This window comes from Flavobacterium sp. (assembly GCF_020217025.1).
In the GTDB taxonomy this organism is placed as follows: Bacteria; Bacteroidota; Bacteroidia; order Flavobacteriales; family Flavobacteriaceae; genus Flavobacterium.
In genome coordinates, this window is sequence record NZ_JAIWOF010000162.1 from 1 (window position 1) to 10000 (window position 10000).

The 10000-nt window shown below is 33.9% G+C and carries 9 protein-coding genes; 8 read left to right on the plus strand and 1 reads right to left on the minus strand.

The genetic code is table 11. The annotated features are described in order from the left end of the window. The 3 genes from LDL23_RS08195 to pafA form a co-directional block, all read left to right on the plus strand. Positions 1-878, plus strand: an 878-nt coding sequence (locus LDL23_RS08195) for a nitronate monooxygenase (RefSeq protein WP_291265263.1), incomplete at its 5' end; no start/stop codon positions are given. 12 nt (positions 879-890) lie between these two features. Beyond that, positions 891-1319 (plus strand): hypothetical protein, encoded by a 429-nt coding sequence (locus LDL23_RS08200; protein WP_291265264.1) that lies wholly within the window; start codon positions 891-893, stop codon positions 1317-1319. A gap of 112 nt (positions 1320-1431) precedes the next feature. Next, on the plus strand, positions 1432-3045 hold the full coding sequence (gene pafA, locus LDL23_RS08205) for an alkaline phosphatase PafA (RefSeq protein WP_291265265.1): 1614 nt from the start codon (positions 1432-1434) through the stop codon (positions 3043-3045). A gap of 55 nt (positions 3046-3100) precedes the next feature. Here pafA and lysA read toward each other — a convergent pair whose 3' ends face one another. Further along, on the minus strand, positions 3101-4306 hold the full coding sequence (gene lysA, locus LDL23_RS08210; protein WP_291265266.1) for a diaminopimelate decarboxylase: 1206 nt from the start codon (positions 4304-4306) through the stop codon (positions 3101-3103). Positions 4307-4543: 237 nt separating this feature from the next. Between lysA and sucC the strand changes: the two genes are divergently transcribed. The 5 genes from sucC to priA all read left to right on the plus strand — a co-directional run. Continuing rightward, positions 4544-5737, plus strand: a complete 1194-nt coding sequence (sucC, locus tag LDL23_RS08215; protein ID WP_026726609.1) for an ADP-forming succinate--CoA ligase subunit beta — start codon at positions 4544-4546, stop codon at positions 5735-5737. 122 nt (positions 5738-5859) lie between these two features. Then, positions 5860-6717 (plus strand): carboxylating nicotinate-nucleotide diphosphorylase, encoded by an 858-nt coding sequence (nadC, locus tag LDL23_RS08220; protein ID WP_291265267.1) that lies wholly within the window; start codon positions 5860-5862, stop codon positions 6715-6717. A 3-nt stretch (positions 6718-6720) separates the two neighbouring features. Next, positions 6721-7644 (plus strand): YihY/virulence factor BrkB family protein, encoded by a 924-nt coding sequence (locus LDL23_RS08225; RefSeq protein ID WP_291265268.1) that lies wholly within the window; start codon positions 6721-6723, stop codon positions 7642-7644. A gap of 20 nt (positions 7645-7664) precedes the next feature. Beyond that, positions 7665-8228: a chalcone isomerase family protein gene (locus LDL23_RS08230; protein ID WP_291265269.1), complete on the plus strand. Its 564-nt coding sequence runs from the start codon at positions 7665-7667 to the stop codon at positions 8226-8228. Positions 8229-8344: 116 nt separating this feature from the next. Further along, positions 8345-10000: primosomal protein N' (priA, locus tag LDL23_RS08235; protein WP_291265270.1), on the plus strand; the 1656-nt coding region annotated here is incomplete at its 3' end.

Genomic DNA, 10000 nt, shown 5'->3' on the forward strand with positions numbered 1-10000 from the left:
GTGGTTATAAACTGGCAAGTGCCGTAAGTAATGCTGGTGGTTTAGGCTTAATTGGTGCAGGTTCTATGTATCCTGAAGTTTTAAGAGAACACATTCAAAAATGCAAAAAAGCAACCGATAAACCTTTCGGAGTAAACGTGCCAATGTTATATCCTAACATTGAAGAAATTATGCAAATTCTCAAAGAAGAAGGCGTTAAAATCGTTTTTACTTCGGCTGGAAATCCAAAAACTTGGACACCGTTTTTAAAAGAAAATGGCATAACTGTTGTACATGTAGTAAGTAGTTCAAAATTCGCACTAAAAGCTCAAGAAGCTGGAGTTGATGCTGTTGTAGCTGAAGGTTTTGAAGCCGGCGGACACAATGGAAGAGAGGAAACGACAACGTTAACCTTAATTCCAATGGTGCGCGAACAAATTTCAATTCCATTAATCGCTGCAGGAGGAATCGCAACGGGTAGAGGAATGTTAGCCGCCATGACATTAGGTGCTGATGGTGTTCAAATGGGAAGTCGTTTTGCTGCTTCAACCGAAAGTTCGGCGCATGATGAATTCAAAAGAACAATTGTGGAAACGGGTGAAGGTGATACACAATTAACTTTGAAAGAATTGGCTCCCGTTCGTTTAATCAAAAACAAATTCTATAACGATGTTCAGGAATTATATGCTAAATGTCCATCTAAAGAAGATTTAATTGAATTGTTAGGAAAACGAAGAGCAAAAAGAGGTATGTTTGAAGGTGATTTAGTGGAAGGCGAATTAGAAATTGGTCAGATTGCGGGATTAATTCATGATATTTTGCCTGTTGAAACTATTGTTGATAATATCATTACCGAATTTAACATTGCTAAAAAAGAGGTGACTACCTTTGAATTTTAATATAACAACGAAATGAAGAGTTTAAAATACATAGTATTGTTTTTGTTTTTTGCATCGGTGACTACTTATGCTCAAAAATATAATTTCAAAACTTCTGGATATATGGTTAGCCAGAAAGACAAAAAAGGAAATTGGAGCGATTGGTCTAAATTGCAAAAATCTGAAATGACGGTACTGTTAGATATGGAAAGTCACAGAATTGTGGTTTATTCAGAAGTACTTCAATTGTTTTCTATTATGAAATATGGTAATCAAGAAACGATTGGAGACGACGATATGGTTAAATTTAATTGTGTTGATAACAATGGAGTAGAATGCGTTTTGGCTATTTACACTAGAAAAAAACAAGGAGGCAGAAATCAATTATATATTACCTATGAAGATATGATTATTGCTTACAATATGACGGTTCTTGAAGATAAGCCCGCAAAAAAGAAATAATTCTAAACTATATTTAAAATGACTTTTTATTGAATACAATAGAAAGTCATTTTTGTATTTATTAACATTCCATTTACATCAAAAACGTACTTTTGTATAAAATAGTTTTAAAATGAAAAAAGCCTTAGCCGTATCAGTATTACTTGTTTCTTCGCTACTTTCAGCACAAGATAAACCTAAATTAGTAGTAGGAATTGTAGTAGACCAAATGAAAATGGAATACTTATATCGTTTTTCAAACGACTTTTCCGAAAATGGTTTCAAGCGATTAATGAAAGAAGGCTACACTTTCAATAATACCCATTACAATTACATGCCAACTTATACCGCACCTGGACATGCTTCCATTTATACAGGAACTACACCTGCAGTTCACGGAATTGTCGGAAACGAATGGTTCAATAAAGCTACAGGAAAAGATATGTATTGTACAGATGACGCAACGGTTTCAACAATTGGAGACGATTCAGACAAAGAAGGAAAAATGTCGCCAAGAAACTTGCAAAGTTCAACCATGACTGATGAATTAAAGTTATCAACCAATTTTAAAGGAAAAGTTATCGGAATCAGTATTAAAGATAGAGGTGCTATTTTGCCTGCTGGACATTTTGCGGATTGGGCTTTTTGGTACAGCAAAACAGGAGCGTTTATTTCGAGTACGTATTACGGAGAAAAACTTCCAGATTGGGCAACGCAATTCAATGCGGAGAAAAATTATTTGAAATATGTAACCAAAGGTTGGGATTTATTAAAACCAAAAGAAACGTATAACGAAAGCTTAACCGATAACAATCCATATGAAGGAAAATTGTATAAAAAAGCACCATTTATGCCTTACAATTTACAAGACATGTATGATGCCAACGATGCCGGAATTCTTCGTTCAACACCTTTTGGAAATAATTTATTAGCTGATTTTGCTAAAAAAGCCATCGAAAGCGAAAACTTAGGAAAAGACAACATTACCGATTTCTTGGCAGTAAGTTTCTCATCTACGGATTATATCGGTCACGTTTTAGGACCGCGTTCAATTGAATTACAAGACACTTATTTGCGTTTAGACGAAACCATTGCCGATTTCTTAACTTACCTAGACAAAACGGTTGGGAAAGGAAATTACTTGGTTTTCTTAACAGCAGATCACGCTGGGGCTGAGAATGTAACGTATTTGAAAGACAATAAATACAAAGTAGATAACATCAATTACAAAAACATCCAGAAAGACTTAAAAGAGTTTTCAGAAACTACTTTTGGAGAAAACTTAGTATTGGATTACTCGAATTACAATGTGTTTTTTGATAAAGCGAAAGTAAAAGCAAAAGGTTTGAACTTGCAAGAAGTAAAACAAACCTTTAAAGATTATTTACAAAAACAAGACTTCATCAAACGAGTTTATACCGAAGAAGAAATTACCAACGGAAATCCAAGCGATTATTATTTAGACTTTATCACAAAAGGGTACGACCCAACACAAAACGGAGAACTCATCATGATTTTCAAACCAGGTTATGTAGAATATTCTTCAACCGGAACAACACATGGTTCGCCTTATTCTTATGATACGCATGTTCCCTTAATTTTCTTTGGTTGGAACATTAAAAGTGGACAAACCCACGATAGAAAAGAAATCACGCAAATTGCTCCAACAGTTACCCAAATGTTAAAAATTACCATGCCGAATAGTTCTAATGGGAAGGTGTTGTTAGAGGTTTTAAACTCGAAATAAATCAAAAAGCCCGAATTAATTACTAATTCGGGCTTTTCTTTGCTTAACAAAAAAACTAAATTTCAATCATTACCTGATTTTTCAAAATATCATCAAACGTTTCGCGCTCTCGTATTAAATGACCTTTTCCGTCTTTCCATAACACTTCCGCTGGTTTTAGTCGTGAGTTGTAGTTAGATGCCATTGAAAAGCAATAAGCGCCTGCGTTTCGGAAACACAAAATATCACCTTCGTGAATTTCTGTTATTCTTCGGTTGCTTGCAAAAGTGTCAGTTTCGCAGATATAACCTACTACCGAATAATAGCGTTCTTTTCCTTTTGGATTGGAAATATTTTCAATATGATGTTGTGCTCCATATAACATCGGACGAATCAAATGATTGAATCCTGAATCAATTCCAGCAAAAACGGTTGAGGTGGTTTGTTTTACCACATTTACTTTTGCTAAGAAATAACCTGCTTCGCTAACCAAGAATTTTCCGGGTTCAAAAGCTAGTGTTAATGGACGACCATATTCTTTCTCGAAAGCTAAAAAACGTTTCGTTAATTTTCTTCCAAATTCTTCTACATTGGTTTCAATATCTCCTTTTTTGTATGGTACCTTAAATCCGCTTCCAAAATCAATAAAATCTAATTCCGGGAAATTTTTTGCGGTTTCAAATAAGATTTCAGCAGCATATAAAAACACTTCTACATCTAAAATATCAGAACCCGTATGCATATGAATTCCATTGATGTGCATTTTCGTATTCTCAATAATTCTTAAAATATGAGGTAATTGATGAATAGAAATCCCAAATTTACTATCAATATGTCCTACCGAAATATTCGCATTTCCACCCGCCATCACATGTGGATTAATTCGAATACAAACGGGAACATTCGGATGTTTCGTGCCAAATTGTTCTAATATCGATAAATTATCAATGTTGATTTGAACGCCAAGTTGTGCTACTTCTTCAATTTCTTCCATAGAAACTCCATTTGGAGTGTAAATAATGTCTTTTGGGTCAACACCAGCATGTAATCCCAATTGCACTTCTTGTAAAGAAACGGTATCTAATCCAGAACCTAAACTTTTTAAGTATTTCAAAACAGATACATTCGATAAAGCTTTAACGGCATAGTGTACCTTAAAACGTTCTACTTTGCTAAATGCATTTTGTAATCGGTTGTATTGAAAGGCAATTTTTTCCGCATCATAAACGTATAACGGACTTCCAAATTCTGTTGCTAATTGTTGTAATACTTCTGGTTTCATTTTTGATTTAATTTGATGCAAAACTAAATCAATTTTTAAAAGATGCAATTTTTAAAACAATTATTAACAATATATAACAAAATGTTTTATTTGTAACATTTGTAATTTTTTAGAGTTGCAGTTTTAATACGAATATGTATATCAAATTCCCAAATTAAACGAAAAAAAGTTAGTCCATTAAAAATTACTTTGCTATTTTTGTGGCACTTTTTTAAACAAGATAAACGCATAACAATTATGAACATACACGAATATCAGGGTAAAGAAATCCTAGCTAGTTATGGAGTACGTGTTCAACGTGGTATTGTTGCAAACAATCCAGTTGAGGCGGTAGCTGCAGCAAAACAATTAACTGCTGAAACAGGTACAAGTTGGTACGTAGTAAAAGCACAAATCCATGCTGGAGGTAGAGGAAAAGGTGGAGGAGTTAAGTTAGCTAAAAACTTAGACCAAGTAACTGAAATTTCTGAGCAAATCATCGGAATGCAGTTAATTACACCACAAACTCCACCAGAAGGAAAAACAGTTCACAAAGTTTTAATTGCTGAAGATGTTTATTATCCTGGTGAAAGCGAAACTTCTGAATTCTATGTTTCTGTTTTATTAAACAGAGCTACAGGACGTAATATGATTATGTATTCTACTGAAGGTGGAATGGATATCGAAGAAGTTGCTGAGCACACACCACACTTAATTTTCACAGAAGAAATTGATCCTGCTTACGGATTACAAGGTTTCCAAGCTAGAAAAATTGCTTTCAATTTAGGTTTGTCTGGTGAGGCTTTCAAAGAAATGGTGAAATTTATCGATGCTTTATACAAAGCGTATATCGGTTCTGATTCTTCAATGTTTGAAATCAACCCAGTATTAAAAACATCGGATAACAAAATCTTAGCAGTTGATGCTAAAGTAAATATCGACGATAACGCTTTATTCAGACAAGCAAAATATGCTGAAATGAGAGACGTTAGAGAAGAAAACCCAATCGAAGTAGAAGCTAAAGAAGTAGGATTAAACTACGTTGACTTAGATGGAACTGTAGGTTGTATGGTAAACGGAGCTGGTTTAGCAATGGCTACTATGGACTTAATTAAGTATGCAGGTTTTGAACCAGCTAACTTCTTAGATGTAGGTGGAACGGCTGATGCGAAACGTGTGGAAACTGCTTTCCGTATCATCTTAAAAGATCCTAACGTAAAAGCTATTTTAATTAACATTTTTGGTGGAATCGTTCGTTGTGACCGTGTTGCTCAAGGTGTTGTTGATGCTTACAAAAACATGGGTGACGCTATTAAAGTGCCAATCATCGTTCGTTTACAAGGAACAAATGCAGAAATTGCTAAAGAATTAATCGATAATTCTGGTATGCCAATTTTATCTGCAGTACAATTCCAAGAAGCAGCTGACCAAGTAAAAGCAGCTTTATCTTAATCGAATTTAAAATTCAATCATAAAGAAACTCTCAGATTTATCTGGGAGTTTTTTGTTTTTAAACGCTCAATATTTTTTAAACTTCAAAGGATTTCTTACATTAGCAATTCAATTTACAAAACATGATTTCAGAAGCGCAATTTCAAAAAGAATTAGAATTAATCATTAGCAATGCCATTCGTGAAGATGTTGGAGATGGCGACCATAGTTCGTTAGCTTGTATTCCAGCTTCAGCACAAGGAAAAGCGAAGTTATTAGTTAAAGATGAAGGGATTATCGCAGGAGTAGAATTCGCTAAAATGATTTTTCATTATGTGGATAAAGATATGAAAGTGGAAACTTTCATCAATGATGGAGAAAGAGTGAAGCATGGCGACATTGTTTTTCATGTTTCAGGAAGTTCACAATCGATTTTAAAAGCCGAACGTTTAGTGTTAAATTCGATGCAACGTATGAGTGCAATTGCGACCAAAACCAAAATGTTTGTTGATTTACTGGAAGGAACAAAAACTAAAATTTTAGATACTCGTAAAACCACTCCTGGAATCCGTGCCATCGAAAAATGGGCGGTGAAAATTGGTGGTGGTGAAAATCACCGTTTCGCTTTGTACGATATGATTATGTTGAAAGACAATCACAACGATTTTGCTGGAGGAATTCCGCAAGCGATTGCAAAGACAAAGCAATATTTAATCGATAATAACAAAGATTTAAAAATCATTGTAGAAGCCAGAAATTTAGACGAAGTCCAACAAATTTTAGATGCTGGCGGCGTTTATCGAATTTTATTAGACAATTTCGATTACGAAACTACTAAGAAAGCAGTAGCCATGATTGGAAATCAATCTTTGACAGAATCTTCAGGAAATATTAATGAAAAAACCATTCGTAATTACGCAGAATGTGGAGTGAATTATATTTCTTCTGGTGCTTTAACGCATTCAGTTTATAATATGGATTTAAGCCTAAAAGCAATATAATGTATGTCGGAAGAAATAGAAAATAAACTCAACAAAATTCCTCTTGTAAAACAATTAGTTTCGCTTACAAAAGCTGTAAAGCTTAAATCTTTAGAAGGTTTGTCGCTTTATGATATTTTAGAAATGTATGTTTTGGGAATTTTCAAAGGCGCTTTTTCATACAGAGCGAGTGCCATTGCGTTCAGTTTCTTTATGGCGTTATTTCCATTTGCTTTATTTATCTTGAATTTAATTCCGTTTATCCCTTTGGAAAATTTCCAAGCCGATTTTTTAGAGTTTGTAGAAGAAGGAGTTCCACCCAATACTTACGAAGCTATTGAAGCCATTTTGAAAGATATTATGGAAACCAGTCACCAAGGGTTACTTTCATCAGGTTTTATTTTGTCTATTTTGTTGATGACTAACGGAATTAATGCCATTTTAGGCGGATTTGAAATGTCGGCCCATATTACTATAACTAGAGGTTTTTTTAGACAATATTTCATTTCATTAGCAATTTCTTTAGTATTGTCGATGATTTTACTAATCACGGTTGCAGCGATTGTAGTTGCTGAAGTAATGATTCAAAAAATTAATCTTTTTGGAGAAGTAACGGATATCGCATTAATTGAATGGAGTAGATACGGATTCATTCTTTTGATGATTCTAATTACTACTTCAATTTTATATAAATTTGGAGCTAAAGAGACCTCAAGCATGTCATTTATTAGCTATGGTGCTGTTTTTACTACTATTTTAATAATTTTATCATCCTATATTTTCGGAATTTATGTAACTAAATTTGCAAAGTATAACGAGCTATATGGTTCAATTGGTACGCTTCTTGTATTAATGTTTTACATCTGGATTAATTGCATGGTGTTATTATTAGGATTTGAACTAAATGCAACTATTTCAAAATTGAAAAGAAAAAATTTATATATTTAACCAAACTAAAAAAAAAGATTATGAGAAAACAAGTTATTACATTTTTAATGTTGATTGCGACTGTATTCACGGTTAATGCACAAAATACTGTAGCAGGAGTTAAAGTAGACGCTAAAATGAGTTTAGAAGGTCAGTCTTTAGTCTTAAACGGAGCAGGAACTCGTGTTAAAATGTTTATGGACATGTACGTAGGTGCTTTGTATTTAGAGAAAAAAAGTACAAATGCTTCTGAAATCATGAACAGTAAAGAAGGAGCGGCTATTAAATTAAATATTGTTTCGGGTTTAATTACCTCTGATAAAATGATTTCGGCTATTAATGAAGGTTTTGAAAATGCTACTGGAAAGAAAACGGCACCATTAAAAGCTAAAATCGACAAATTCAAAGGTTTCTTCAAAGAAGAAATTAAAAAAGGAGATGTTTTTATTATCATCAATGTGCCTAACGAAGGAGTTGTTGTTTACAAAAATGGAGTTAAAAAAGGAAGTATTGACGGCCACGATTTCAAAAAAGCTTTATTCGGAATCTGGTTATGCGACAAACCAGCTGATAAAGATTTAAAAGATGAAATGTTAGGAAAATAATTCCAGCTAAATAAAATGAAAAGCGTTCTCAATCGAGGGCGCTTTTTTTTTATTCAGGAATTTATCTTTTTTCTGTTTTCTTTTTTCTATTCTCTTTTTCCAACTATATTTGTTCTATGCTGTATTTTATCGAAGTCGTTTTACCATTAGCTGTTTCTAAAACCTTTACTTATCAGGTTTCGGAAGCGGAATTTCACTACATTCAAATTGGAATGCGAGTGGCAGTTCCTTTTGGAAAAACTAAGATTTATACGGCTTTGGTGTTAGATAAGACGAATACGCCTCCACAATTATACGAAGCCAAAGAAATCCATCAAATTTTAGATGAAAAACCAGTGGTGAATTTACACCAAATCGAACATTGGAAATGGATCGCTTCTTATTATATGTGTTCGTTAGGCGAGGTTTTTCGGAGTGCTTTGCCTTCTGGATATATTTTAGAAAGCGAAACCATTATTTCAGCTAAAGAAAATGCCGAAATCGATTCGAATGAACTTAAAGATGATGAATATCTAATTTTAGAAGCTTTAAAAAGTCAATCTTCGATTACGGTTCAAGAGGTGATTAAGATTTTAGGAAAGAAAACGGTTTTCCCAATCATTAATCGATTATTGGCGAAAGGTGCTTTAGTGTTGCAAGAAGAAATATCGGAGCAATACAAGCCAAAATTAGTTCGCTATATCAGATTGCAAGAAGAATTTCTCCAACAAGAACAATTAGCCGAATTGTTAGAAGTGCTGTCCAAAGCAAAAAAACAACGCGAGTTAGTTCTACATTATTTTCAATTACAAGCTCGAGAAAAAGCACCAATTTCAGTAAAAAAACTAATTGAAACTTCTGGAAGTTCTGCTGCAATTGTAAAATCTTTGGTAGATAAAACGATTTTCGAAGAATATTACATTGCACAAGATAGAGTCACATTCGATAAAGAAGAGGATAGTCAATTCACGCTAAGTGAAGCCCAACAAGCAGCTTTTGATAGTATTCAAGAAAATTTCAAAACCTTTGATGTTAATTTATTACACGGCGTCACCGCTTCAGGTAAAACCGAAATTTATATCAAACTTTTAGAACAATATATTAAGGAAGGAAAGCAAGTTTTGTTTTTGTTACCAGAAATTGCCTTAACCACACAATTAGTTCAACGATTAACCGCTTATTTCGGAAATGAAGTTGCCGTTTTTCATTCCAAATACACCAATAACGAGCGCATAGAAGTTTGGAATCAAGTTTTAGAAAATTCGCCAAAAGCAAAAGTGGTAATTGGTGTTCGAAGTGCTTTGTTTCTTCCGTTTTCCAATTTAGGATGTATTATTGTAGATGAAGAACACGAGCAAACGTTCAAACAACACGATCCAGCACCACGATATCATGCGCGCGATGCGGCTATAGTTTTAGCTAAACAGCACGGAGCAAAAGTAGTTTTAGGAAGCGCGACTCCGTCTTTGGAAACCTATTATAATGTGCAATCCAATAAATACGGTTTAACCGAATTAAAAGTGCGCTTCGGAAATGTAGTGTTACCCGAAATTCAATTAGTAGATTTAAAAGATAAATATTTCAGGAAGAAAATGTCGGGACATTTTTCTGATGAATTGTTGGAGGAAATCACCGAAACCTTATCGAAAGGCGAACAAGTTATTTTATTTCAAAACCGCAGAGGATTTTCGCCTTATGTGGAATGTATGACGTGTGGTCATGTGCCACATTGTCCAAGTTGCGATGTGAGTTTGACCTATTACAAATTCAAAAATCAATTGCGTTGTCATTAT

Coding starts and splice junctions, on each gene's coding strand:
- LDL23_RS08200 (WP_291265264.1), top strand. CDS start 891: ATGAAGAGTTTAAAATACATAGTATTGTTTTTGTTTTTTGCATCGGTG.
- pafA (WP_291265265.1), top strand. CDS start 1,432: ATGAAAAAAGCCTTAGCCGTATCAGTATTACTTGTTTCTTCGCTACTT.
- lysA (WP_291265266.1), bottom strand. CDS start 4,306: ATGAAACCAGAAGTATTACAACAATTAGCAACAGAATTTGGAAGTCCG.
- sucC (WP_026726609.1), top strand. CDS start 4,544: ATGAACATACACGAATATCAGGGTAAAGAAATCCTAGCTAGTTATGGA.
- nadC (WP_291265267.1), top strand. CDS start 5,860: ATGATTTCAGAAGCGCAATTTCAAAAAGAATTAGAATTAATCATTAGC.
- LDL23_RS08225 (WP_291265268.1), top strand. CDS start 6,721: ATGTCGGAAGAAATAGAAAATAAACTCAACAAAATTCCTCTTGTAAAA.
- LDL23_RS08230 (WP_291265269.1), top strand. CDS start 7,665: ATGAGAAAACAAGTTATTACATTTTTAATGTTGATTGCGACTGTATTC.